The organism is Micromonospora sp. NPDC049240 (assembly GCF_040647835.1).
Taxonomy (GTDB): domain Bacteria; phylum Actinomycetota; class Actinomycetes; order Mycobacteriales; family Micromonosporaceae; genus Micromonospora.
Genome location: NZ_JBEZCX010000033.1, coordinates 22,161 through 45,253, shown reverse-complemented (window position 1 = coordinate 45,253; position 23,093 = coordinate 22,161). Strand labels below are relative to the sequence as shown.

General features: G+C 71.3%; 23 protein-coding genes. 5 read left to right on the top strand and 18 right to left on the bottom strand.

What is annotated here, in order from left to right; genetic code table 11:
- Positions 1-19 precede the first annotated feature (19 nt).
- Genes AB0B02_RS31170 through AB0B02_RS31155 form a run of 4 tightly spaced genes read right to left on the bottom strand, consistent with a single transcriptional unit; the run spans position 20 to position 4,113 of the window.
- Positions 20-961, bottom strand: coding sequence for a sugar ABC transporter permease (locus AB0B02_RS31170; protein WP_357306517.1), 942 nt, complete (start codon positions 959-961; stop codon positions 20-22).
- A 23-nt stretch (positions 962-984) separates the two neighbouring features.
- On the bottom strand, positions 985-2,394 hold the full coding sequence (gene ngcE, locus AB0B02_RS31165; RefSeq protein WP_281938789.1) for an N-acetylglucosamine/diacetylchitobiose ABC transporter substrate-binding protein: 1,410 nt from the start codon (positions 2,392-2,394) through the stop codon (positions 985-987).
- A gap of 25 nt (positions 2,395-2,419) precedes the next feature.
- Positions 2,420-3,169 carry an SIS domain-containing protein gene (locus tag AB0B02_RS31160; RefSeq protein WP_281938788.1) on the bottom strand — a complete coding sequence of 250 codons (750 nt, stop codon included), beginning with the start codon at positions 3,167-3,169 and terminating at the stop codon, positions 2,420-2,422.
- Positions 3,166-4,113, bottom strand: coding sequence for a MurR/RpiR family transcriptional regulator (locus AB0B02_RS31155; RefSeq protein WP_281938786.1), 948 nt, complete (start codon positions 4,111-4,113; stop codon positions 3,166-3,168). Before AB0B02_RS31155 ends, AB0B02_RS31160 begins: the two co-directional genes overlap by 4 nt.
- A 158-nt stretch (positions 4,114-4,271) precedes the next feature.
- On the opposite strand from AB0B02_RS31155, the gene AB0B02_RS31150 reads away from it, so the two are divergent.
- Positions 4,272-5,261 (top strand): BadF/BadG/BcrA/BcrD ATPase family protein, encoded by a 990-nt coding sequence (locus tag AB0B02_RS31150; protein WP_357306509.1) that lies wholly within the window; start codon positions 4,272-4,274, stop codon positions 5,259-5,261.
- Between the two features lie 319 nt (positions 5,262-5,580).
- On the opposite strand, the gene AB0B02_RS31145 is transcribed toward AB0B02_RS31150, so the two are convergent.
- The 4 genes from AB0B02_RS31145 to ngcE (AB0B02_RS31130) all read right to left on the bottom strand — a co-directional run bounded on the left by AB0B02_RS31145 (position 5,581) and on the right by ngcE (AB0B02_RS31130) (position 9,212).
- Complete coding sequence (locus AB0B02_RS31145; protein ID WP_357306506.1) at positions 5,581-5,997, bottom strand: hypothetical protein; 417 nt, start codon at positions 5,995-5,997, stop codon at positions 5,581-5,583.
- 8 nt (positions 5,998-6,005) lie between these two features.
- A complete protein-coding gene (locus AB0B02_RS31140) occupies positions 6,006-6,779 on the bottom strand; it encodes a carbohydrate ABC transporter permease (RefSeq protein ID WP_199199721.1) in 774 nt (257 codons plus the stop codon).
- A 98-nt stretch (positions 6,780-6,877) separates the two neighbouring features.
- Positions 6,878-7,789, bottom strand: a complete 912-nt coding sequence (locus tag AB0B02_RS31135) for a sugar ABC transporter permease (protein ID WP_357306503.1) — start codon at positions 7,787-7,789, stop codon at positions 6,878-6,880.
- Between the two features lie 7 nt (positions 7,790-7,796).
- On the bottom strand, positions 7,797-9,212 hold the full coding sequence (gene ngcE / locus AB0B02_RS31130; protein WP_281938779.1) for an N-acetylglucosamine/diacetylchitobiose ABC transporter substrate-binding protein: 1,416 nt from the start codon (positions 9,210-9,212) through the stop codon (positions 7,797-7,799).
- A gap of 145 nt (positions 9,213-9,357) precedes the next feature.
- On the opposite strand from ngcE (AB0B02_RS31130), the gene AB0B02_RS31125 reads away from it, so the two are divergent.
- The gene (locus AB0B02_RS31125; protein WP_357306499.1) at positions 9,358-10,797 is read left to right on the top strand and encodes an acyltransferase; all 1,440 of its coding nucleotides are present in this window, start codon (positions 9,358-9,360) and stop codon (positions 10,795-10,797) included.
- Here the strand turns inward: AB0B02_RS31125 and AB0B02_RS31120 are convergent.
- From AB0B02_RS31120 to AB0B02_RS31110, 3 genes are all read right to left on the bottom strand, one after another.
- On the bottom strand, positions 10,769-12,259 hold the full coding sequence (locus AB0B02_RS31120; protein WP_357306496.1) for a CoA-acylating methylmalonate-semialdehyde dehydrogenase: 1,491 nt from the start codon (positions 12,257-12,259) through the stop codon (positions 10,769-10,771). The two genes, AB0B02_RS31125 and AB0B02_RS31120, sit on opposite strands and share 29 nt — an antisense overlap.
- Positions 12,256-13,554 (bottom strand): aminotransferase class III-fold pyridoxal phosphate-dependent enzyme, encoded by a 1,299-nt coding sequence (locus tag AB0B02_RS31115; RefSeq protein WP_357306493.1) that lies wholly within the window; start codon positions 13,552-13,554, stop codon positions 12,256-12,258. The genes AB0B02_RS31120 and AB0B02_RS31115 overlap by 4 nt, the downstream gene beginning before the upstream one ends.
- Before the next feature lie 178 nt (positions 13,555-13,732).
- Complete coding sequence (locus AB0B02_RS31110) at positions 13,733-14,419, bottom strand: Tat pathway signal sequence domain protein (RefSeq protein WP_281938772.1); 687 nt, start codon at positions 14,417-14,419, stop codon at positions 13,733-13,735.
- Positions 14,420-14,598: 179 nt separating this feature from the next.
- Here AB0B02_RS31110 and AB0B02_RS31105 point away from each other — a divergent pair, with 179 nt between their 5' ends.
- The 3 genes from AB0B02_RS31105 (at position 14,599) to AB0B02_RS31095 (ending at position 16,627) form a co-directional block, all read left to right on the top strand.
- Positions 14,599-15,342 carry a TetR/AcrR family transcriptional regulator gene (locus AB0B02_RS31105; protein WP_281939322.1) on the top strand — a complete coding sequence of 248 codons (744 nt, stop codon included), beginning with the start codon at positions 14,599-14,601 and terminating at the stop codon, positions 15,340-15,342.
- A 176-nt stretch (positions 15,343-15,518) separates the two neighbouring features.
- Positions 15,519-16,148 carry a DUF6230 family protein gene (locus AB0B02_RS31100; RefSeq protein ID WP_107156882.1) on the top strand — a complete coding sequence of 210 codons (630 nt, stop codon included), beginning with the start codon at positions 15,519-15,521 and terminating at the stop codon, positions 16,146-16,148.
- Between the two features lie 2 nt (positions 16,149-16,150).
- Positions 16,151-16,627: a DUF6114 domain-containing protein gene (locus AB0B02_RS31095; RefSeq protein ID WP_357306486.1), complete on the top strand. Its 477-nt coding sequence runs from the start codon at positions 16,151-16,153 to the stop codon at positions 16,625-16,627.
- Positions 16,628-16,631: 4 nt separating this feature from the next.
- On the opposite strand, the gene AB0B02_RS31090 is transcribed toward AB0B02_RS31095, so the two are convergent.
- The 7 genes from AB0B02_RS31090 to AB0B02_RS31060 form a co-directional block, all read right to left on the bottom strand.
- Positions 16,632-17,630, bottom strand: coding sequence for a hypothetical protein (locus AB0B02_RS31090; protein WP_357306482.1), 999 nt, complete (start codon positions 17,628-17,630; stop codon positions 16,632-16,634).
- On the bottom strand, positions 17,627-18,511 hold the full coding sequence (locus tag AB0B02_RS31085) for a hypothetical protein (protein WP_357306479.1): 885 nt from the start codon (positions 18,509-18,511) through the stop codon (positions 17,627-17,629). The genes AB0B02_RS31090 and AB0B02_RS31085 overlap by 4 nt, the downstream gene beginning before the upstream one ends.
- 232 nt (positions 18,512-18,743) lie before the next feature.
- Positions 18,744-19,757, bottom strand: a complete 1,014-nt coding sequence (locus tag AB0B02_RS31080; RefSeq protein ID WP_357306475.1) for a UDP-N-acetylmuramate dehydrogenase — start codon at positions 19,755-19,757, stop codon at positions 18,744-18,746.
- Positions 19,758-19,804: 47 nt separating this feature from the next.
- Positions 19,805-20,191 (bottom strand): hypothetical protein, encoded by a 387-nt coding sequence (locus tag AB0B02_RS31075; protein WP_357306472.1) that lies wholly within the window; start codon positions 20,189-20,191, stop codon positions 19,805-19,807.
- Between the two features lie 180 nt (positions 20,192-20,371).
- A complete protein-coding gene (locus tag AB0B02_RS31070) occupies positions 20,372-21,166 on the bottom strand; it encodes a protein phosphatase 2C domain-containing protein (RefSeq protein ID WP_357306469.1) in 795 nt (264 codons plus the stop codon).
- Between the two features lie 21 nt (positions 21,167-21,187).
- Positions 21,188-22,705 (bottom strand): CATRA conflict system CASPASE/TPR repeat-associated protein, encoded by a 1,518-nt coding sequence (locus AB0B02_RS31065; protein WP_357306541.1) that lies wholly within the window; start codon positions 22,703-22,705, stop codon positions 21,188-21,190.
- Positions 22,692-23,054 carry a hypothetical protein gene (locus AB0B02_RS31060; protein ID WP_357306466.1) on the bottom strand — a complete coding sequence of 121 codons (363 nt, stop codon included), beginning with the start codon at positions 23,052-23,054 and terminating at the stop codon, positions 22,692-22,694. The genes AB0B02_RS31065 and AB0B02_RS31060 overlap by 14 nt, the downstream gene beginning before the upstream one ends.
- Positions 23,055-23,093 lie beyond the last annotated feature (39 nt).

Genomic DNA, 23,093 nt, shown 5'->3' with positions numbered 1-23,093 from the left:
GCTCATCGCCGCGCCTCCTTCAGTACTCGATACGGTCACGACGGGTGATCCTCAACTGCACGGCGGCGAGCAGGATCGTGAAGATGGCCAGCGCGACACCCATCGCGCAGGCGTAGCCGAACTGGCCCTTCTGGAACGCGGTGAAGTTGAGCACCGACGCGAAGATCTCGCTGGCGTGGTTCGGCCCGCCCTGGCTGGGCGTCATGACGAAGACCAGCGCGTACATGTCCAGCGCGATGAAACCGAGGTAGACCCAGGCGACCGAGATGCTGTCCCGCAGCAGCGGCAGCGTCACCTTGAAGAACGTGTGGAACCGGCCCGCGCCGTCGAGGATCGCGGCCTCGTAGATGTCCTTCGGGATCGACTGCATGGCGGCCGAGAAGAGCACCATGTAGAACCCGGCGCCGCTCCACACCGCGATGAGCAGCAGCCACCACAGCACCGCCGGCACGCCGAGAAACGGTTCCGGGTCGGCGGTGAACGCGATCGGGTTGTCCGCGTCTACCATCCCGATCTTGATCAGCAGGCCGTTGATCAGGCCCTGCCCGTCGGTCCGGTAGATCTGCTGCCACATCACGGCGATGACCACCAGCGACAGCACCTGCGGGAAGAAGAAGATCACCTTGTAGAGCGCGGAGCCGAAGACCCCGCGGATGCCGGCCCTGTCCTCGCGTCCGCCCACGTTGAGCAGGAACGCGAGGAACAGGGCCAGCGCGATCGTGAACAGCGGCACGGTGACCAGGAAGAACACGTTGTGCCAGAACGCCTTCCGGATCAGCTCGTCGGAGAACAGCCGGACGTAGTTGTCCAGCCCGACGAAGCGCTGGGAATCCGAGTACCCACCCCAGTCGGTCAGCGAGTAACCCGCCGCCTGCGCGAACGGCCACACCACGTAGAACAGGTACAGCGCGACGGGCAGGGCCAGGAAGCCCGTGACGAAACGCGCGACTCCGTGCCGCATTGGACTCACTTCCTCGAACAGCGTCAGGCGGTGCGGGTCTGCTTCTTGATCGACGAGTCCTTGGCGACCTTGTCGGCGGCCGCCTGCATCTTGTCGACGAACTGCGCCGCGGTGAGCCGGCCGGCCATCAGCTCCTCGGAGAGGTTCTGGCTCTCCTTGTCCAGGTCGGCGTAGAAGTCCGGGAACTTCACCGAGATCAGCTCGCCGCTGCCGCCCTTGACCAGGCTGTTGGCGCTGGCCAGCGCCGTGTCCTGGACGTTGTCGCCGGAGCCCTTGGTGGAGGCCAGCGACTTGGTCAGCTCGGCGAACTTCGCCGACCCGGCCTTGGACAGGATGGCCCGCAGGAACTCCTTCGCGGCCTCCTTGTTCGGCGCCTTGCTGGGCACCACGAAGCCCTCGCCGGAGGCGGCGAAGACGTCCTTGGCGGCCTTGTCGCCGGCCTTGCTCCAGTAGTCCGACATGGTCAGCTCGAAGCCGGGCGGGATGGTCGCCGCCATCTCGTTCTTCAGCCACGTGCCGACCTGGATGAACGCCGCCTTGCCGTCGAGGAACGCCTGCTGCGACTGGGTGTGGTCGAGCTTGCCCGGCAGCAGCAGCTTGTCCTTGACCAGCTTCTCCCACGGCTCCAGCGCGGCGACGATCCCGTCAGCCTTCCAGGCGCCGTCCTTCAGGTTGTCGATGTCGACGACGGCCTGCTTGCCGACCGCCTTCCAGATGCTGGCGAACAGCGCCCAGCGCGGGTAGTAGCCGTGCGCCGCGTCGTGCACGTACGGCGCCATGCCCTTGGCCTTGATCTTCGGCGCCAGGGCGAAGAACTCGTCCCAGGTCGTCGGCGCCGTCCAGCCCTCCTTCTTGAACAGCGCCGCGTTGTACCAGTTGCCCCAGACCGTGTACGCGACGTTCACCACGTAGAACTTGCCGTTCTGGGTGCCGTCGCCGACGGTGCCCGGCAGCAGCGAGTCGCCGACCGTGCCCTCGCCGTCCCAGGCGGGCGCCGTGAGCAGGTCGTCGAGCGGCTCGATGGCGCCCTCGTTGATCAGCGTGCTGCGGTCCATCATGTCGGCGCCCGAGTTCATCACCAGGTCGCTCGGCTGGGTCGCCATCTTGGGCTGCTCTTCGGTCTTGATCTTCTGGGTGGAAGACATGTTGACCGTGACGTTCGGGTGCTTGGCGTTGAAGACGACCTTGTCCTCCTTGGCCCACTGGTCGCCCAGCCCGCCGTTGAAGACGACCACCTTGACCGCGCTGCCGTCCTTGACGCCGAACGGGTTGTCCTTGCTCTTGGCCGCGCCGCCGCCGTCGGACTTGCTCGGCTCACTGCCGGCGCAGGCGCTGAGCAGACCGGCCGCCGGGATGGCCAGCAGACCGGCCGCGCCGGCGCGCTGGAGCAGCGTCCGACGGCTCAGGTCGGACTTCTCGGGGATAACCGACATCTTTGTCTCTCCTTGTGGTGTCGGGTCAGGCGGTTCGCCGGAGGCGCCCGGCGTACCGCGACTCGAGGGCGTTGTTGTGCTCGTCCCCACCGGGGACGTTGGCGGAGAGGTAGACAGGGGGCACCTCTCCGGCCTGGTGGAACCGTCGTACGACCTCCGCGGTCAGCAGCTGCGCCAGCAGCGCCGCGGTGACCGAGGAGACCGCACAGACCGCGCCGCCGCCCTCGAGCGGCAGCAGTGCGTCGCCGTACGGCGCGCCGTTGTCCAGCACGACGTCGGCGAGGTCGGCGAGCCGGTGCCCGGAGGGGTGCCTAGAGGCGACCCGGGCGGTGTGCTCGACCGAGGTGACCGCGATCAACGGGTGGCCACCGCGTTTGACCAGCGTCGCCAGCTCGACCACCGAGCCGTTGATGCCGGACTGCGAGGCGACCACGAACACGTCCTCGGGCTGCGGCGCCGCCAACCCGAACAGCCGGTGCGCCACCGTCGGGTCCCGTTCCAGCTTGGGGTCGGCGAGCACGTCGCGGGGCGCGTCGCCGTGCAGCACGAGGTCGTGCAGGGAGAGCCGGTTACTGGGGACCAGGCCACCGGCGCGGGCCACCAGCTCGGCGGCGAACGCCTCCGAGTGGCCGGCGCCGAACGCCTGGAGGACGCCGCCGGCACGCAGTCCGCCGGCGATCAGGTCCGCCGCCCGGTCCACCGCGTCCGCCTGGCTGTCCACCAGCCGGTCGAGGACCGGTCGGACGGCGTCCGCGTACCGCTGGGCACTGATCATGAGTGGGCCCCCTTGGCGGCCTTGTGCCCGTCGACGGCCTGGGCGGTACGCCGGAAGGCCGCGTGGGCGCGGTCGTGGGTGCGCTGCGCCACCGCGATGTAGAGCAGGTCGAGCACGACGAGCTGCGGATGCCGGGCGGAGAGCGCGTCCGGCCGGAACGTGGTGGCCTGACTGGCGGTGACCAGCACGATGTCGGCCAGCTCGGCCAGCGGCGAGCGCGGGAAGCCGGTCAGCGCGACGGTGGTGGCCCCGCGACTGCCCGCCTCGGCGAGCAGCTCGATCGTCTCCCGGGTCTGGCCGGTGTGCGAGATGCCGAGCGCGACGTCGCCGACGCCCAGCAGCGCGGCGCTGGCCAGCCCCTCGTGCACGTCGCTCCAGGCCCAGGCGGCCACCCCGATACGGTGCAGGCTGAACTGCATCTCCTCGCCGACCAGCGCGCTGCCGCTGGCGCCGAAGATGTTCACCCGGTTCGCCCCGGCGATGGCCATCGCCGCCCGCTCCACCTCGTGCAGGTCGAGCAGCGCGGCGGTGTCGTGCATGGCCCGCGTGTCGGCGGCCATGATCTGGTCGAGCACCCGGGACAGCGGGTCTCCGGGCTGGATCTCCCGGCCGATGTCGACGGTCCAGCCCGCCGAGCGGGCCCGGCCGGTCTCGGCGGCGATGCCGAGCCGCAGGTCGGCGTAGCCCTCGAAGCCCATCGCCCGGCAGAACCGGGTGATGGTCGCCGGTGAGGTGCCGCTCCGCTCGGCCAGCTCGACGATGGTGGCCCGGGCCGCCGCCTCCGGGTCGCTGAGCACGTGCTCGGCCACCCGGCGCAGCGCCCCGGTCAGCTCCCCCGCGCCGGCCCGGACCCGGGCCAGCACCCCGTCGACGCTCCGCCGGTCGGCCGGCGCGGCATCGACCACCGCGGTTGCCGCGGAAGTCTCGACCTCGTGCTCGACCATCGGCGAAAGCCTTTCGGAAAAGAGTGTTAACTGTTAGTGGTAAAAGTTCTTACTGACGGCCCCTCCGTGTCAAGAGCGTGGGCGAAGTTTTCAAACTGTTACCTGGCGCACGGCCGCGATCTTGCGCGCGGAGGGCCTGGCCGGACAGCATGAGGACCATGTCGGACACCGTCGTGGTCGGCCTCGATGTGGGAGGCACGTCCACCCGCGCCACCGCCGTGAGCCTCGACGGCGCACGCCTGGGCACCGGCCGGGCCGGGGGCGGCAACCCGACCAGCCACGGCGCCGACCGGGCCGCCGCCGAGCTGCTCGCCGCCCTCCGCGCGGCGCTCGCCGAGGTCGACCCGACCCGGGTACGCGCCGGCGTGATCGGCCTCGCCGGCGCCGGCCGCCTCCGCGCCGATCCCGAGGGACGCGCCGCCTTCGACCGGGCGTGGGCCGAGGCGGGGCTGCGCTGCCCGTACACGGTGCACGGCGACGCCCTGGTCGCGTACGCCTCCGGCACGGCCGCCCCGGACGGCACCGTGCTGATCGCCGGCACCGGCGCGATCGCCGCCCAGGTGCACGCGCTCCGCCTGGACCGCGTCGCCGACGGCCACGGTTGGCTGCTCGGCGACGCGGGTTCCGGGTTCTGGCTGGGACGGGAGGCGGTCCGCCGGCTCCTGACCGACCTGGACCGGGCCGAGGCGCCGGGGGAACTGGCCCGCCGCGTGCTGGCCGAACTGACCGGCTCGACCGAGGTGGCCGCCCGCCCCCGGGAGACCGCCGGGGCCGTGGTGCAGGCGGTCACCCGACGACCGCCGGTGGACCTGGCCCGACTCGCGCCACTCGTCGTCACCGCCGCCCGCCAGGGCGAGCAAGCCGCCAGGGCGATCATCGCCGAGGCCGCCGCGCTGCTGGCCGAGAGCGTCTCCCGGATCCGTCCCGCCGACGCGACCGACCCGGTGGTGCTCGGCGGCGGCCTGCTCACCGGCGACACCCCGCTGGCCACCGTCGTCCGCGCCGAACTGGCCCGCCGCTGGCCGGCCGCCCCGCTGCACTCCGCCGGGGACGGCGCCGCCGCCGCGGCCTGGCTCGCCGCCCGGGACCTGCCCGAGGCCACCGACCCGGCGGCGCTGCACGCCCGACTCGTCCCGCCCCCCGCCTGACCACCCCGCACCGGCGGGAGCAACGGTGGCGACCGTCCCGGGACGTACCTCCGGTCGAAGTGCCTACGAACTTGAGCGCATAGGTGGGTCAACGCGGTGACCCATCCCTGTACTCAAGTTCGTAGGCACTTCGTACCGCCCTGAGGGCTCACCGTCCGACGCCCGGAACTCACCTCGACGCATTGCCCGATCCGGGCGCGGCCGACGCCACGGGTCACCCTGTCCACCGCGCGGATCAAAAACGGACAGGCGGCGCGTGTCGCCGGGCGAGCGAGGGGCCGGCCGACACGAGGTCGACCGGCGCCCTGGGCAAGCCTGGTCAGCCGATCGGGCCGCCGGACCATCCCTGCTGAGTCGGGTGACCCGGCTGGGCCGAATTCCCCGGCTGGGCCGGCTGCCAGCCCTGGGACACGGGCTGCCCGTACTGGGGCTGCGGCGCGCCGGCGAACTGGTGCGCGGCGGCCTGCTCGCGAGCCTCCCGGCGGGCCTTCACCGCGCGCACGATCAGCAGGATCGGCAGGATGAAGACGTAGAAGAAGATCCGGTAGCTGCCGCCGTCGAAGAGGAACAGCAGGTAGAAGCCGTACGCGAAGAAGGCCAGGCCGACGATCACGTTGAGGACGCGCGACCCGGTCCCCTGCTCCTTGATGGCGACGCCGACGGCGACCATCGCGATGCCGCCGAGCAGCAACAACAGCGTGTAGATGAGAAAACACTGTCCCGTTGCCTGTGGCAACCACCACCTCACTTGAGCTGCCCGGCGGTCAGGCCGGCCTGGATCTGCCGCTGGAACGCCACGTAGACCACCAGCACCGGCAGCACCGCGATGGTGAGCCCGGCGAAGAGCTGGGCGTAGTCGCCGGCGTAACCCTGGCTGACCGCCAGCGAACTCAGGCCCTGGGCGAGCATCCGGTTCGGCCCGTCGCCGGGGATGAGCACCTGCGGCAGTAGGAACTGGTTCCAGTGACTGAGGAAGTTGAAGATGCCGACACTGATCAGTCCCGGTCGCGCCATCGGCAGCATCACCCGGAAGAAGAGCCGGAAGTGGCCGCAACCGTCGATCATCGCGGCCTCCGCCACCGAGGTCGGCAGCGTCCGGAAGAAGGCGGTCAGGAAGAACACCGTGAACGGCAGCGAGTACGCCGTGTAGACCAGGATCAGCCCCGGCCAGGTGCCGAGCAGGCCGACGCTGCGCACCACGAAGAAGAGCGGCACCAGGGCCAGGAACACCGGGAACATCATGCCGCCGACGAACAGGTAGTACACCACCTGGCGGCCGCGGAACTCGTACCTGGCGAACACGTATGCGGCGGTGGCGCCGAGCAGCATGGTCAGGCTCAGCGAGCCGGCCACCACCACCAGGCTGTTCAGGAAGAACCGGCCGATGTGGGCGGTGGTCCAGGCGCGCGCCCAGTTGTCGAACCGCAGCGCCTCCGGCAGGCCCCACGGGTCGGCGATGATCTCGCCGTTGCTCTTCAACGAGCTGAGCAGCATCCAGGCCAGCGGCAGGATGGTCATCGCGGCCCAGAGCAGCAGGAAGCCGTGCGAGAAGACGTTGGCCACGCCCGTCTCGCGGCGCGGCGGACGGTCGGCCGGCACCCGGGCCTGCGCTGTGCTCACGAGTACTCGATCCGATCACGCCGGGCGGTGCGCAGCGCCAGCACCGCCACCGAGAGGGTCAGGAAGAACATGGCCACGCCGATCGCGGAGGCGTACCCGAACTTGTTCTCGCTGCCGAACGAGGTGTCGTACATCCGCAGGCCGATCACGTCGGAGGAGAAGTTCGGGCCGCCGTTGGTCATGAGCTGCACCAGGATGAAACCGTCAAGCGCGGCGATGGCCAGGTAGATCCAGGCCACCTGGATGGTGTCCCAGAGCAGCGGGATGGTGATCTTCCGCAGCATGGTGGCGCGGGACGCGCCGTCGAGCAGCACCGCCTCGTAGATGTCGCGCGGGATGGCCTGCATGGCGGCGCCGAACAGCACCACGTAGAACCCGACGTTGCTCCACACCATCACGGCCAGCACGCACCAGAACGCGAACCGCGGATCACCCAGCCAGGCCGGCGGGTCGGCCAGCCCGATCGCGCGCAGGGCGCCGTTGAGCAGGCCGCTGGTCGGGCTGTAGATCTCCTTCCACAGCAACGCGATGATCACCACGGAGAGCACCTGCGGGAAGAAGTAGACCAGCCGGTAGAGCGCGGTGCCGCGTACCCCGGTCACCCCGGCGCGGCCCCTGCGCCCGCCCATGGTGAGCATGCTGGCAAAGAAGAGACCCAGCGCGATGGTCACCACCGGGACCACCGCGAGCAGGATCGCGTTGTTCTTCAACGCGTTCCAGACGTACCCGTCGTGCAGCAGGGTGCGGAAGTTCGCCAGGCCGACCTGGTCGGCCTGCGCGGAGTAGCCCAGCCAGTCGGTGGTCGAGATCTGGAACGCCTGGAGGTACGGCGAGAGCACGAAGATGCCGTAGATCGCCAGCGGTGGCAGCAGGAAGCTGAGGATCAGCGGGAGTCGGCCGTGTCGCATCCGATCGTCACGCGGCCCGCTTGTACTTCTTGACGGAGTTGTCCTGCGCGATCGAGTCGGCGCCCCGCTGGCACTGGTCGAGGAACTCGGTCGGGGAGATCCGGCCGCTGAAGAACTCGCCACAGGCCGCGTCGACCAGGTTGCGCTCCAGCTTGCGGTAGTAGTTGTTGTAGACCCAGTTGAACCCGTTGGCGCCGGACGCGTCCAGCGCCTTGACCACCGTGGCCAGCCCGAACGGCAGCTCGACGCCGTCGGTGGCGCCGGCGACCACGGGCAGGCTGGCGACCTTCTTCGTGAAGTCCTGGGCGCCCTTGCGCGACAGCATGGTCCGGAAGTACTCCAGCCCACCGGCCACGTTCTTCGCCTTCGCCGGCACCATGAACGGCTCGCCCGCGGTGCCCCGGATCGCCTCGAACGGCAGCTTGTCGCCGCTGCCCAGGCTCGGCGTCGGCGCGACCGTCATGTTGAAGCCGGCCGGGGTGACGTCCTTCTGCTCGCTCTCCAGCCAGGAGCCGCAGGAGATGAACGCGGCCTTGCCCTGGCACCAGGCGGTCTGCGACTGCTTGTGGTCCAGGCCCGGGGAGCCGGCGAGGATGAACTTGTCCTTGACGATCTGGTGCCAGGCGTCGGCGGCCGTCTTCATGGCGTCCGACTTCCAGGCGTTGGGCTCCAGGTTGTCGATGGCCAGCGCGACCGACGGGCCGCCCAGCTTGATCGCGGTGGAGATCACCGGCCAGCTCATGTAGCGCGGGTGCAGGCCGGCGTACGTCCAGGGGGCGATGCCGGCGGCCTTGATCTGCCGGCAGAGCGCGATGTGCTCGTCCCAGGTCTTGGCGTAGCTCCAGCCGCGGTCGGCGAAGAGCTTGGTCGAGTGCCAGATGCCGTACACCGTGTAGGTGTAGTTGAGCACCAGGAACCTGCCGTCGTAGGAGCCGACCTCGACGGTGCCGGGCAGCAGCGTGTCCTTGACCGTCTTGCCCGGAACGTCGAGGCTGGGCGCGGCGAGCAGCTCACCGAGGTCGGCCAGCGCGTTCTGCGAGACCAGACCGTTGAAGTCGATCTGGCCGGCGCCGGAGTTGTTGACCACGTCCGGGGGGCTGCCGTCGACGAAGCGCGGCTGGAGCGTCTTGCTGATCTCCTGGGTGGCCGAGTGCTTGATCTCCGCCTTCGGGTACTTCTCCTTGTACATCGCCTCGTGGGCCTTGGCGTACTCCTCGCCGAAGCCGCCGTTGAAGATCACCACCTCCAGCGGCGCGTCCTCCTTGACGCCGAGCGGGTTCTGCTCGCTCTTGGTGCCCTGGTACGTGCCGCCGTCGCCCTTGTCGTCGCCACCGGAGGTGGCGCAGCCGGCGAGCAGCCCGGCGGCGGGGGTGGCCAGCAGACCGGCGGCGGCACTGCGCCGGAGGATCTCACGCCTGTTCATCGCATCTCCTCGGTGACTCCGTCGCTTCTCTTCACGGGGCACATTTTCGTTGAAGAATTTCTACGCCGACGCGACGCGGACCACAAGACCTCATGACCGATCCGTTATCCGTCCCGGCCGGAGCCGACTGGCATAGCCTGGGTCCATGCGCCGCCTGCGGCAGCTCGCCGAGCGCACGCCGCCGGAGCGGGAGCGCTACGTCGACCTGCTCCGGGCGCTGGCCATCACGATGGTCGTGCTCGGCCACTGGGGCGTGACCGCGATCGGGTACGACCACGGCCGCCCGGCCGGTCACTCGGCGCTGGCCGACCTGCCCTGGGCCTGGCCGCTGACCTGGCTGGCCCAGGTGATGCCGGTGTTCTTCCTGGTCGGCGGCTACGCCAACGCCGCCTCGCTGGCCGCCCGCCGCGGCCGGGGCGGGACCGCGACCGGCTGGCTGGTCGACCGCAGCGCCCGGCTGGTCCGGCCGACCACCACGCTGCTGCTGGTGCTGGCCGCCGGCGCGGCGGTCGCCTCGGCGCGCGGCGCCGACCCGGCGCAGGTCCGGACCGTGGTCTGGTTCGCGACCATCCCGCTCTGGTTCCTGGTCGCCTACTTCGTGGTGGTGGCGCTGACCCCGCCGATGACCGCGTTGCACCGCCGGTTCGGGCTGGCCGTGCCGGTGGTGCTGGTCGCGCTCGTCGCGCTCGGCGACCTCGGTCGGCTTCTCGGCCCGGCGGTCCTGGCCGACGGCAACTACCTGTTCGCCTGGCTGGCCGTGCACCAGCTCGGTTTCGCCTGGTTCGACGCGAGCCGGTCGGCGGCCCACCCCGCCGGAACTGCCGCCCCGGGCCCGGACCGCACGGCCGCGCCCGCCGACCCCGACCCGGGCGCCGCCGCCGAACGGGCCGGTCTGCGCCGTCGCCGGCTGCCACTGGGCCGCCGGGCCGGCGGCACGCTGCTGGCGGTCGGGTTGGTCGCGCTGGTGCTGCTGACCGTGGTCGGGCCGTACCCGGTGGCGATGCTGCACGTGCCCGGCGAACGGCTGGACAACGCCGCGCCGCCGAGCCTGGCGCTGCTCGCCGCCGCCACCGCCCAGCTCGGGCTGATCCTGCTGCTGCGCCGCCCGGCCGGCCGTTGGCTGCGGCGGCCCGGCCGGTGGCAGGCGGTGATCGCGGTCAACGCGGTGGTGCTCACCGTCTTCCTGTGGCACCTGACCGCCGCGATCCTGCTGATCGGCCTGCTGGCCGCGCTCGGCGTGCTGCCCACTCCCCCGGTCGGCTCGGCGGCCTGGTGGGGCTGGCGGGTGCCGTGGCTGCTCGCCCTGACCGTGGCGCTGGCCGCGCTGGTCGCCGTCTTCGGCCCGGTCGAGGCCCGCACCCGCCGCCCACCCCCGACCGGGCCGGCCGGCGACGGCGGCCGGCGGCTGCGCACCACGCTCGCCGTCATCGGGTACGCCGGGCTGGTCGCCGGCCTGCTGCTGAACAGCCTCGCGCCGAAGGCCGCGTCGGAGCCGCTCGGCCTGCCCGTCCCGGCGCTTGTCGCGTACCTGGCCGGGGCGGGGCTGCTGCGGCTGCTCAGGTCTGGGTGGGGAAGCCGAGGTTGACCCCGCCGTGGCGCGGGTCGAGCCAGCGGCTGGTGACCACCTTGCCCCGGGTGAAGAACGCCACCCCGTCGGCGCCGTGCGCGTGCAGGTCGCCGAAGAGCGACGCCTTCCAGCCGCCGAAGGAGTAGTACGCCATCGGCACCGGGATCGGCACGTTGATGCCGACCATGCCGGCCTCCACCTCGTGCTGGTAGCGCCGGGCCGCGCCGCCGTCGTTGGTGAAGATCGCGGTGCCGTTGCCGTACGGGCTGGCGTTGACCAGTTCCACCGCCTCGTCGTACGAGCCGACCCGCAGCACGCCCAGCACCGGGCCGAAGATCTCGTCGGTGTAGATCGACATCTCCGGCGTGACGTGGTCGAACAGCGTCGGGCCGAGCCAGAAGCCGCCGGGTTCGCCGTCCGGGGTGACGTCCCGCCCGTCCACCACCGGCACCGCGCCGGCCGCGATCCCGGACTCCACGTAGCTGCGGACCCGCTCCGCGTGCGCGGCGGTGACCAGCGGCCCCATGTCGCAGCCGCGCCGGCCGTCCCCGGTGCGCAGCCGGCCCATCCGCGCGGCGATGCGGGCCACCAGCGCGTCGGCCACCGGCTCCACCGCGACCAGCGCGGAGATCGCCATGCACCGCTCCCCCGCCGAGCCGAAACCGGCGTTGACCGCGGCGTCGGCGGCCAGGTCCAGGTCGGCGTCGGGAAGCACCACCATATGGTTCTTCGCCCCGCCCAGCGCCTGCACCCGCTTGCCGGACAGCGCGCCGCGCTGGTGCACGTACCGGGCCACCGGGGTGGAGCCGACGAACGACACGGCCCGGACGCCGGGGTGGTCGAGCAGTGCGTCGACCGCCTCCTTGTCGCCGTTGACCACGTTGAACACCCCGTCGGGCAGGCCCGCCTCGGTGAACCACTCGGCCAGCAGCAACGCCGCGCTCGGGTCCTTCTCGCTGGGCTTGAGCACCACCGCGTTGCCGCAGGCGATCGCCACCGGCACGAACCAGAGCGGCACCATCACCGGGAAGTTGAACGGGGAGATCACCGCGACCACGCCCAGCGGCTGCCGCAGGCTGTACGAGTCGACCTCGGTGGAGACGTTCTCGCTGAACCCGCCGCGCAGCGCCGGGGCGATGCCGCAGGCGTACTCGATCACCTCCAGGCCGCGCTGGACCTCGCCGGCGGCGTCCGCCAGCACCTTGCCGTGCTCGGCGGTGATCGCCTCGGCGAGCCGGTCCCGGCGGGCGTGCACCAGCTCCCGGACGGCGAACAGCACCGCCGTGCGCCGGGCCAGGGAGGCGTCCCGCCAGCCGCGGGCCGCGCGCTCGGCGGCCTGCACCGCGCCGGCCACGTCGGCGGTCCCGGCGAGCGCCACCCGACCGGTACGCCGGCCGGTGGCCGGGTCGAAGACGTCAGCGCGCCGCTCGGAGTCCCCGGTGGTCCGCTTGCCGTCGACGTAGTGCCCGATGACGGTCATGCCACCACCGCCACGCAGGTCCGGATCGCGTCGACCAGGACGGCCAGGCCCTCGCGGGCCTCGTCCTCGGTCAGCGTCAGCGGCGGGCCCATCCGCACCACGTTGCCGTACAGGCCGCCCTTGCCGACCAGCAGACCGCCGGCCCGGCACGCCTCGAAGACCCGGGTGGTCAGCTCCGGGTCCGGCTCGACGGTGCCGGGGCGGACGAACTCGACGGCCAGCATGAGGCCCTTGCCGCGGACCTCGGCGACCCGGTCCAGGCCGGCGGTGGCGGCCCGCAGGCCGTCGGCGAGGATCGCGCCGACCCGGGCGGCGTTGGCCTGGAGGTCGTGGTCGAGCAGGTAGTCGAGCACCGCGTTGCCGGCGGCGGTGGAGACCGGGTTGCCGCCGAACGTGGAGAAGCTGATCGCCGGCACCGTCTCCAGCACCTCGGCCCGGCCCACCACGCCGGCCAGCGCGAAGCCGTTGCCGATGCCCTTGGCGAAGGTGAGCAGGTCCGGCGTGACGCCGTGCGCCTGGTAGCCCCAGAAGTGTTCGCCGGTGCGCCCCCAGCCGGTCTGCACCTCGTCGCTGACGAGCAGGATGCCGTGCTCGTCGAGCACCTTCTTCCAGGCCGCGAACAGCCCGTCCGGGGCGTAGGTGAAGCCGCCGACGCCCTGGATCGGCTCGGCGATCAGGCAGGCCACGTCGCCGGCGGTCTGGGTGGCGAGCACCTCGCGCAGGTCCTCGACCGCGGCGTCCACCCGGTCGGCGGCGTCGAGCCGGGCCAGCAGGCCGCGCAGCCGCTCACCGGAGTGCAGCCAGGCCACCTGCAACGGGTTGAGCGCGCTGGCCGTCCAGCCGCGGTTGCCGGTGACGCCCATGGTCGCGTACGACCGGCCGTGGTAGCTGTTGCGCACCGCGAGGATCTGGTGCGAGCGGCGGTGGTTGGTGGCGACCAGCAGCGCCGCCTCGTTCGCCTCGGTGCCGGAGTTGGTGAAGAAGACGCGGGCGTCCGGGATGCCGGAGAGCCGGGCGATCTTCTCGGCCAGGTCGACCTGCTGCCGGATCAGGTAGAGCGTGGAGCTGTGCACCAGGCCGGTGCGCAGTTGCCGCTCCACCGCCTCGCGGATCTCCGGGATGTCGTAGCCGATCATGTTGGTCAGCACGCCGCCGAAGAAGTCCAGGTAGCTGCGGCCGGCCGAGTCGGTCACCCGGCGGCCGGAGCCGGCGACCAGTTCGAGTGGTTCCGCGTAGTAGAGCGGCATCCAGGACGGGAGCACGGCCCGGTGCCGGGCCAGCAGGTCGTCGGTCATCGCGCACCCTTCAGCGGCGGGTCTGGTTCCCGCACGCTGCCACCGCGCCGGGGCCGGGACAACTGTCACTGTGTCGCGCGGCGACCCCGCCCACCTGACACCACGTACCCGATCAGGTCGGCACGGCGGGGGGCCGGTGCACGGCGAACCGCCGCGCACCGGCCCGTGGGCCGGGTGGTCAGTTGACGAAGACCGCCGGGCTGCCGGTCTTGCTGGTGTCGCGCACCGGCGAGTACGTCGCGGTGAAGTACGCGGTGCTGAAGCAGAGCGACGTGCCGGAGAACTTGGTCAGGGTCTGGTTGGTGAACGCGATCGAGTTGGTGGCGTTGGCCGCCACGCCGGTCAGCTTGTTGGTGCTGGTCCGGTAGACGCAGGTGATCGGGCCGAGCAGCGAGTTCAGCACCACGGTGCTCTGGATCGGCGCGGTCGCGGTGCCGGAGATGGTGACCACGCCGCCGCTGGTGACCGACGTGGTGTACGGCAGGTTGTTGACGGTCACGCTCTGCACGCCGGTGGTGCCGATGATGTTGCTGGTGCAGCTCGTGAACGACTGCGCGGTGAGGCTCTCGGTGGCGGTGCCGGGAGCGGTCGGGTTGGTCAGCACCTTGGCGCTGAACGTGGACGCGGCGCACTTGACCCCGGTGGTGCCGCTGGCCGAGGAGTAGAACGTCGCGTTGGTGCCGGTCTTCAGGCTGGCCTGGATGACGTCGTTTACCGACACGGCGGTGCCGGCCGCGGTGGGGTAGGTCAGCACGGCGCTGGCCAGCGAGGTGGAGGGGGCGGCGGTGGCGGGGGTGGCGCCGACCAGACCGGTCAGCAGCGCCAGGGCGGCGAGGCCCGCGCCGATGCGTCCGTACCTGGGCATGGTGGTTCCTTCCGGCGGTGGGACGGGGGTGGTGGTGGAGCCGGACGGCGATAATGACGCCGTTCGAGCCCTTCCGTGGTGATCACCAATGGTGACGGGCTGTGAACTGAGCGTGTCGAAAGTTATAAACCTCAGAGGGTCGTAAAGTCAACGCATCACGGAAGGGCGATATCTTGACCATGCAGAGCCCGCCGCCGCCGGCACCACTGCCGGGTGCCCGGCACGGCCGCGATCCGGACCGCGCCATCAAGCGCGGGCCCCGGCGGGTACCGGCCGAGGAGGTGGCCGCGACCCAGCGCGACCGCCTCTTCGACGGGCTGGTCCGCGAGGTCGCCACCCGGGGGTACGACAACGCCCGGGTCACCGACATCTGCCATGCCGCAGGCGTCACCCGGCCGGCCTTCTACGCCCTGTTCAGCGGCAAGCAGGACGCGTTCCTCGCCACCTACCGGCACGGCATCGCGGTGGTCTCGCAACTCATGGAGACCGCCTACGCCGACGCCGGGCCGGCCTGGCCGGACGCCGCCCGGGCCGCGCTGCGCACCCTGCTCGACGTGCTGGCCAGCGTGCCCGCCTTCGCCCGGATGGCGCTGGTCGAGGTGGACGCCGCCGGCCCGGACGCCCGCCGGGAACGCGACGCGCTGCTGCACAGCTTCCGCCGGTTCTTCGCCGACGCCGGACCGGGGCCGGCGGTCGCCGGGGTGGACCGGGACGTGCTGGTGTCCACCGTGGTCGGCGGCATCCACGCCACCATCCGCGCCCGGGTGGCGCAGGGACGGGCCGAGGAGCTGCCGCTGCTGCTGCCGGTGCTCACGTACGCGGCCACCGCGCCGTTCCTCGGGCCCGAGGGCGCGCGCCGGGCCACCCGGCACGCCGGCCCGGACGACGGCCCGAGCACGACCGCGCCGTGTGCGGCCGACTGACGATCCGGTGAGAAACCGCTGCGGTTTTTCACTTTGGCCGCATTTGGCACATGCCGGCGAACTCTCTGTTGACCGCCACTTTACTCAGCGGTAACTTCGGCCTGCGCCCCTGGCGCGAAATCCTGCGAAGCCAATTCACATCGTCGCAAATGAATTGATCTCGAAAGGAAGCCGCCATGTCGGAGCAGACCGCACCGATCGAGCCCGGCCAGCCGAGCAGCGGCGTACGCTGGCGCCGCTTCGCCGTCACGCTCGGCGCCGTCGCGGCCGGCGCCGCCGGCATGGTCGTGCTGACCGCGCAGGGTGTGCTCGGCGCGCAGTTCGCCATCTCCGGCATGCCGTTCACCGTCACCGCCGACAAACTCGAAGGCACCGGCTTCGAGCAGTTCGCCACGCTCGACCAGATGATCCCGGACAGCCCCAACCAGGGCGACACCGGCGGCCAGGTGGTGGTGATCGTGTCGGCCATCGACAAGGCCGAACTGACCAACCTCTGCCAGAGCATCAGCCTGGGCGGAATCAACCTGCGGATCACCGCGGGCGGCTCCGGCAAGCCGGTCTCCGCCCGCACGCTCGTCGTCGACGGCGACGAGGTCGCCGGCAACGCCTCGTTCCGCAACATCAACGTCGGGCAGGACGCCAGCACCGTCGACCAGGTCCCCGGCGTGAAGGGCAACCCCGGCGTCTTCGCCCAGCAGGCCGACTCGGTGACCATCACCAACCTGCGGCAGAACAACTACGCCACCACCGCCGCGGTCTTCACGCTGCCCAACCTGCACATGGGCTTCAGCTCCGACGGGTGCTGACGATGACCGTCGGACAGCACGCGGCGCAGGCCGCCCGCCCCGGCGGGCGCTGGCGCCGCTGGCGGCGGGCCCGCCCGTTCACCGCCGGCCTGCTCATCGCGCTCGGCGGCATCGAGATGCTGGTGACGCTGCGCGCGCCGCTCGGGGTGCTGCTGCACGTCGGGCCGCAGGGACTGGCCGCCTACCTGGTCCCGGCGGTCCTCGTGCTCTGCGGGGCGCTGCTGGTCGCCACCCCGCAGCAACGCGTCTTCTACGCGCTGCTGTCGCTGCTGCTCGGGCTGGTCTCCTGGCTCACCTCGAACCTCGGCGGGTTCGTCATCGGCATGCTGCTGGCGCTGGTCGGCGGCGCGCTCGCGTTCGCCTGGACACCGGACAAACAGCGGGCCGGGAGCGCCCCGCCGGTCACCGCGCCGCCACCACCCGCGCCCCGGGAGCCGGCCGACGACCCGACGGAGGTCTTCCCGCTGGACCGGGGCTGACCGCTCAGGCGACCGCCTGGTACAACACCCGCATGGACCGGATGGCGGACCGGACCTCCTGAAGGATCGCGGAGGTCGCCGGCGGCGGGACCCAGGGATCGTCGCCGCTGTCGAAGCCCACCGTCTCCACCGCGCAGCCGTACCGCAGGCCCAGCAGCCGGACCGCGTCACAGTGCTGGAACGGCACGAAGATGTCGGTCGTGACCACCAGCAGCCGCACGCCGACCGACGCCGGCCGCACCAGTTCCGCCCAGCCGACCAACGTGTCCGCCGTGTTGGCCCGCTCCCCCGGCCGGGTCGACGGTGCGGCCAGCACGTGCACCGGCGGGTCCACGTCCCGGTGGGACCGGACCCACCAGGGCTGGCCGGCCCCGGTCGTGCCGGAGCGCCGCTCGGTGGCGGGCCCCGCGCCGAAGGCGTGCCGCAGCGCCTCGTCGACCGCGTCGCCCTCGGTCGCGACGGCGCCCAGCCCGAGCCCGGCGGCGACCACGTTCTGCTCCGGAATCGGCCGCAGGCTGCCCAGCCCCGCGACCGAGCCGGCGCGGACCCCCCGGCGCAGGATCGTGGCGGCCAGATGCGCGCGGGCCATCATGGTGCGGACGCCACCACCGAGCACCAGGACGTGGTCGAACGACCGGCCCCGCGGCGTCACCCGGCCGGCCAGACCCAACGACCTCGCCGCCGACCGGATGCGCGCGTCGGTGTCGGCGGCGAAGCTCTCCCCCACCACCTGGTGGCGCTCCAGCCGCCCTTTGCGGTGGTCCCACCGGGCGGAGAACTCCTCCAGCGCGTCCAGCCGTTCGCCGAGCGGACCGACCGGCCGCGGTCCACCACCGAACTCGGCCAGCAGCGCGGCCATGGCCGGTGAGTCCACCCAGGAGGCGATCCCCTCGGCGATCCCGGCCCGGTCCGGTGGACCGGAGCCGACGCCGGACCCGTCCGCCCGGCCCGCCGGCGGCCCGGTGGTGGGCAACGGCACCGCGGCGAAGACCGTCGCCGTCACGCGGCCAGACTCCCGGCCAGCGCCCGGTGCAGCCGCTGCATCGACAGGATCCCGGACCGGATCTCCTGGAGGTAGCGGTCGGGGTTGGTGGCGTCCGGCGCGAGCGGCACGGTGGCCCGCGCCGGATCGAACCCGACCGTGTCGATCCCGCAGCCGTAGCGCGCCGCCAGCATGCGGATCGCGTCGCTGTGCTGGAACGGCACGTAGATCGGCGAGGTGACGACGAGGATCCGGTCCGACGGGCGGAGGCGGGAGCGCCGGGCCCAGAAGTCGTACGTGTCGGGGGTGTTGGCGCGACGCAGCTCGGGCTCGCTGGACGGCGCGGCGAGCACCTGCACCGGCGGACCGTCGGCGGGGCGGTAGGTGCGCACCCGCCAGGACCGGTGCGTCACGGCCCCCTCGGAGGACTCGTCGCGCGCCGGCTCGGTGAGCCCGAACGCGTGGCGCGCGCCGACGTCCATCGCGTCCATCTCGAACCGACCATCGGCCAGGCCGGGCAGTGTCGTCTCCGGCTCGGTGAGCGGTCGGAAGCTGCCCAGCGCCGCCACCTCGCCGACGGAGACGACACCGTCGCGGACGAGCCGGGCAGCGTACTCGGTGCGTTGCAGGCAGGCCCGCCCGAGACCACCCAGGACGAGCAGGTGGTCGTACGCCGCCCGGGGCGGGTCGACCGGCTCGACGAGACGCAGGGCGGTCGCCGCGGCGAGCACGAGCGCCGCCCGGGCCGGCTCGAACGTCGGCGCGGTCACCTGGTCGCGCTCGACGTTGCCCCGCTTGCGGAAGTCCCAGTGCCGGTCGGAGAACGCGTCCAGCCACTCCAGCAGCTCGCCCACGCCGGCCGACGGCAGGGCGTCGCCGTACTCCTCGACCAGCGCCCGCATCGGCGGCGACGAGATCCAGGCGAGGATCTGCTCGGCTGTCGCCCGCGGACGGAATTTCGGCTCGCAAGTCGGAAGGGCGACAGCGTCGAAACTGACCATGTTTCTCCCTCACTGCACTCGTGGCGGACGGACGGAAGGAGTGACGACGGCCCGCCCAGATGCTAGTCCACAATGCTGTCGACCGGTCACGACGTCGATCGGCCGGAGACCCGCCCGCCGCCGGCGACTTCCCTCAGAACGAGCAGTTCACCAGGTCGCACTCCGGCCCCAACCGGATGCCGAAGCACCCCTCGACGCCCTCACGGATGTGTGCCGCGAACTTCATGATCTCGGAGGTGGTGGCACCGCCCCGATTGGTCACGGCCAGCGCGTGGCGGCGGGAAAGCGCCACCGTGCCGTTCCCCCACTCCTCGCCGTAGCCACGGGGGAAGCCCGCACGCTCGATCAACCACGCCGCCGGCAGCTTCGTGCCCTTGACATCCGGATATCGAGGGCAGTCCCGGGCGCGGTCCGGCACCTCGGTGAGGACCGGATTGACGAAGAACGACCCCACACTCCAGGTGTCGTGATCCTCCGGGTCAAGGACCATGCCCCTGGTGCGACGGAGGGCCAGGACCGCTTCACGGACATCGCTCGCCGGCGCGGTACCACCCACCTCGATGCCCAGTTTGGACGCCAGATCCACGTATTCCACGGGCCTCGACTGGTCGCTTCGCCTCAGCCGGTAGGTCACCTCCAGCACAACCCACCGGTCACTGCGCTTGAAGACGGACTGCCGGTGGCTGCCGAAGCCGCAACGGTCCGACGTCCAGCGCTCCAGCAGGCCGGTCTGCCGGTCATAGACGGACAACGAATCGAGAACGTCCGAGGTCACCGTGCCGAACGCGCCCACGTTCTGCACCGGCGTGCCGCCGACCAGCCCGGGAATGCCGGACAGCGCCTCCAGGCCGGCGAGCCCTTCGTCGAGGGTCGCCTTGACCAGGCGGTCCCACTCGACGCCGGCGGCCGCGGTGACCAGCTGACCGTCCATCTCCAGCTCGGTGGAGGCCATCTTCACCACGGTGCCGTCCCAGCCGACATCGCCCACGATCAGGTTCGATCCGCCGCCCATCACGAGCAGCGGATCACCGGCGGCGGTGGCCGCACGCAGGACATCGATCGCTTCCGCGCCGGTCTCGGCAACATGGAGGTGCCCGATCGGACCACCGACCCGCATCGTGGTCAGATCAGCAAACGTGGTTGTCACCCTGCCAGCCTACTGACCCCCGGGCAGCTCGCCGCTGCTCGCCACGGTCAGGCCGTGGTCTCCGAGGCTGAGCGAAGTCGCCGCACCGCCGTCCGCACCGACTGCTCGCAGATCCGGTGCCAGTCGTCCGCCGGAATCTGCCGCAGCCTGAGACCCGTCAGAATGTTCACCGGCCAGGACGCGACGTCCGCCGGCGGCCGGCCGTTCACCTCCAGGAACAACTCCACGTCATGCTCACCCGACGTCCGTTCGAGATATTCCTGCACCACTCCGAGGAGTACGTGGGCGAGCATCAGCGCCACCGCCTGACTGTCGCTGACGTCGATCGCCGGTCGAGCTGCCGTCAGGATCCGGTCCTGCAACGTCTTGGCATCCATCGCCGCCATGCGGTGCAGATCGTCAAAGGACGTCGAGCTGCCCGTTTCCTCCATCACAACTGGCACATCCCGTCGAACCGGCCACCGCATACCGCGTTGCCCAACATCCGGACATGCTGCTCGTGAGACGACCGCGGTATCGGCATGGCGCGTGCAATGATGATCGTTCCGTGCGGTGAGATCGGCAGTATTGAACAGTCAGTGGTCGCGGCACGCAACCACACCGTCGGAATTCCGTCACCGCGACGGCGGAGTTCCGATGCCGGTTCGAGTACGGACGAGGGACACGGCGAGCGTGGCGTCGTCGTGCCGCTTGCCCCGAGCATGTCCCGGCCGGGTGAGCAACCCCGGACACGTCTCCTCGTACCTCCGGACGGCGTCGATCACACCGCGTGGGCCGGACCGCTCGACCAACACGAAAATCTCGGCCCAGTCGAGCCCGAAGAACTCGACAAGTCGGGAGACACCGTCGGTGCACAACAGCAGCCGGCGCAGATTGTCACGGGCCACGCTGCCCGTCAACGCCTCGGCGGCAGCCGACGGATCCGTCGACGCCACCCAGAATCCGCCCGGTCGGTTACGCAGTCGAGCGACCGTGTGCCGGTCGTACGCCGGCAGCCTCGCGGTGCGATCGTCCTGGACGACGGTGATCCCGTTCCCGTCCTCGAACACCACCGATGAGTCACACAGCACCAGGTAGTCCACCTGGTCGCCGCGCTCACGCACGATCGCGACGGTGGAGGACGGACTGTTCGGATTCGTCAGGTCGCACCTACCCGCGTGCCGTCCGCGGAGCCGGTCGATGGCACTCGCCAGAATCAGGTCGAGTGTTGCCGCCGGCTCTGCCGCCAACGCCTCCACCAGACAGGTGGCCAACGTCCGCACCAGCCACACCGCACCGTGAACGCAACCGGTGTCCAGGTCGGGTGGTCGGGTGACTCCGTCCAGGACGATCGCGAAGCCGCCCGACACGATGACGTGATCCTCGTTGGGTCGGCCGGGGCCGGGCTCAGTGGCGAAGGCGAAGTCCACCGCACCACCCCCTACGACGCGTCACGACCCTGACCGCCGGGTCAGCCTCACCGCGACCGACGTGGTCACCGCCGCACCGGTGGCCGCCAGGAGCACCGACCAGGACGGTGGAGTCGCCGCCGCACCCGCCAGCCACCAACCGACGCTCGCCACGAACCACCCGACGGCGGCGCCCAGCGCCAACCCACCGTAGCCGAACCACCGGCGCGGGGGTGGCGGACCGCCGGGGCGCGGCCAGTAGAGCACAGCGGCGGGAAGCACCAGTGCCAGGATCCCGAGGACGCAGATCAGCGGCGGCACCAGCGGCTTTGCCAGCGGAACGTGGTACCCGAGGCTCTGGATGGCGGCCAGTGCCGTCAGTAGGCCACTGACGATCGACGCCTGCAGGAGATTGAGCCTGTCCTGTTGCCGCTGTTGCCGGTCGTCGATCACCGCCGCTGCGAGGCGACCGATCTGTTCGGCTCTCTGCCCGGCGGCGTCGAGGTAGGTCAACTCGATCCGGATCTGTTCCGACAGCCACGCCGCGCACTCCCGGTCACGCTCCCACGGCTCGCCGGCCCGACACCGCAGGTCGCGGACGAGCACCGCTTCCATGTTGTTGCCGATGCCCCGCACCGTCCCGGCCATCGTGCTGGCGTCGGCCCAAGCCGAGGTGAGCCCTCCCTGCTGCGCCTGTACGACGGTCAGGTCGAGCGCCGCCGCCCGCAGTTGCCGCTTGGACGGCTCGGTCGAGTCCAACAGGTCGACGAGCGTCGCACACGCCGACTCCGTCCGCGCAACCGCCTCACGCAGACGCGGCACGGCCGCGCCGAGCACGTCCTGCTGGTGTTGAAGTTCGGCCACGTACAGCAGATATCGGGTCAGCGGCGGCAAGGACCGGCCGTCGCTGAGCCAGGCGAAGCGGTCCAGCACCTGTTCGTCGGTCCGGGCGGCCAGCAGCAGGTGGCGGCGCTGACCGTAGCTCGCGTCGGCCGGCAGGTCCGACAGCAGCAGGCGATCGGCGACGTGACACCACGAAGGCGTCCAGTCCGGGTCGGCTGATGGCCCCGGCACCTGCCTGCGCAACCGCCTCGCCGACCTCCCCGGGGCACCGGTGCGCTTCTCGACCCGATCGACGCCCGACTCGCCCGAGAGGCCGCTGTAGATCGTCGTCGTGCTCAGTTCCGCGCCGGACACCGCCGGGGCGGCCGCTTCCCACCGATCGCTCAACTCCTGCCACCCGACCTCGTCGTCGTTTGGCGCGAGATGCACGCTCACCCAGACGATGTCGCCCCGCCGGTACGCCAGCGCCTCGTACAGCGCGCCAGGAACGATCCGCTGCTTGGCGGCGAGCAGTTTGACCTCGTCGGTGGCGGGCCCGCTCAGCGACGGCAGATTCGTCGGGTGCCTCCGGATGGGATCCGTCAGCCCAAGGGCTGCCAGTCCGTTCCACAACGCCGACAGGGCCGGGATCAGCGGTTCCGGCTCGCTCCCCCGACCCGTACCCTGCGTCACGACGAAGAAGGTGTGGACGATGAGCCCGGGCTTATGCGGATTCATCGCCACGCTGCCGCTGAGTGGGCACGTAACCGATCCGGTGCAGGACGATGACCAGGTGCTCTCGGGTCCGCTGGGGAACGCGCCCGCGGCCCCGGTCAGCCGGTGACTCGCGCTCATCGCCGGGCTCGGCCAGCACGTCGCGCACTCCCGAACGGGCCCTCGACCTTCCCGATGCCAACAGGTTGAACAGCTCGTTTCGGCCCAGGACCCACTCGTCGTCACCGGTGTTGAGCGACCGCTCGATCAGCGTGAGGGCGTCATCGACACGGTTCCAGCCGGGTTCGTCCAACCTGCTGGTCTCGATCTCGTTCAACAGGTCGCCCAGTTCCCGACGCTCCACTTTGTCCATGGTCGTTCACTTCATCAGAAATGAATCTTGAGTCAATGG